Raw genomic sequence first — 1,297 nt, forward strand, 5'->3', positions numbered from 1 at the left:
GATTTGCGTCATGCCGATTCCTCTTGATCTTGGAGAGGAATCCAGTTTGGGTAATCTCAGGGCCGGAGTGTAGGTGCTGATTTATTGGCGCTTACTGCGCGGTTTCGACAGTATGCGCCTTTTAATGCCATGTTGCTTCAAATCCAGAAGCCAGGGTTGAGTCATGTTGCGAGCGTCAAAGACTGGAAGCTGAGGTTTGGGCGTGAACCAAAGAAAGACGCTCGGCCCTTAATCATTTTAAGACCGTTTGGCCCGATAATGTTGCTATATGACATCATGGATACGGAGGGCAAGCCGGTGCCTGACAACGCCTTTAGTTTCGCAGCGAAAGGTGATGTAACGCAGAAAAATATAGCTCGGTACATTGATCTGATATCAAAAGTGGGGATTCATACAGAGCATTTTGATGCGGGCGATCGTAAAGCAGGCTCTATTCAACGGTTGGGTCCATCACGTCGTCCTTTTAAAGATAAGGGTGTGTTTCAGTTTCAGATCAACCTCAACAGAAACCACGACGCCCCTATTCAGTTTGCGACGTTCATTCACGAACTTGGTCACCTCTTCCTTGGGCACCTTGGTGATGATAAACCACTGAAAATACCTTCAAGAACGAATGTTTCTCATCGTCAGCGAGAAATTGAGGCCGAGTCGGTTTCGTACATTTTGTGTAGGCGAGTTGGTGTATCTTCCAGATCGCAAACCTATCTTTCTGGTTTTGTTGAAAAAAACACTACCCTCGAAGATATCGATATCTATCAGGTTATGAAGGCCGCGGGGCAGGTGGAGTCCCTTCTTAAGTTACAAACTCACTATTCAGCGAGGCCGGCTTATAGCTCCAGGGTCTAGATGCTGAGGTATCGCTCCGTATACTACGTCGAGTGATCAAGTCTGAATTTCAGGAGCTTAACGTCTGTTCGGGGTGATCCAACGCGAGTTGTTGTTTTGTGTACGCGTTTTTCTTGAAATATGTAGTGTGTAGTATATAGTACACATCATGCTGGGAAAAACATTAAGACAGCAGCGTGAGCTGCTCAAGGCCAATGACCGTTCATACTCGCTGCGCCAAGTGGCTTTGAGAGTGGGTATTGAGCCCGCCTATCTGAGTAAGATCGAGCGTGGTGACATGCCGCCGCCAGGCGAAGAGACCATAAAGAAACTGGCAATCGAACTCAGTCTCGATTCGGATGTATTACTGGCATTGGCCGTAAGCGCCAATAAATCAGCACCTACACTCCGGCCCTGAGATTACCCAAACTGGATTCCTCTCCAAGATCAAGAGGAATCGGCATGACGCAAA

2 protein-coding genes are annotated in these 1,297 nt (G+C 47.6%); both read left to right on the top strand.

What is annotated here, in order from left to right:
- The first annotated feature begins 84 nt into the window (after positions 1-84).
- The gene (locus BM035_RS22195; protein WP_092034463.1) at positions 85-846 is read left to right on the top strand and encodes an ImmA/IrrE family metallo-endopeptidase; all 762 of its coding nucleotides are present in this window, start codon (positions 85-87) and stop codon (positions 844-846) included.
- Positions 847-994: 148 nt separating this feature from the next.
- Positions 995-1,243 (top strand): helix-turn-helix domain-containing protein, encoded by a 249-nt coding sequence (locus tag BM035_RS22200; protein WP_092034465.1) that lies wholly within the window; start codon positions 995-997, stop codon positions 1,241-1,243.
- The last annotated feature ends 54 nt before the right edge of the window (positions 1,244-1,297 follow it).

The organism is Marinobacter sp. DSM 26671, assembly GCF_900112835.1.
GTDB lineage: Bacteria > Pseudomonadota > Gammaproteobacteria > Pseudomonadales > Oleiphilaceae > Marinobacter > Marinobacter flavimaris.

Coding starts and splice junctions, on each gene's coding strand:
- BM035_RS22200 (WP_092034465.1), top strand. CDS start 995: ATGCTGGGAAAAACATTAAGACAGCAGCGTGAGCTGCTCAAGGCCAAT.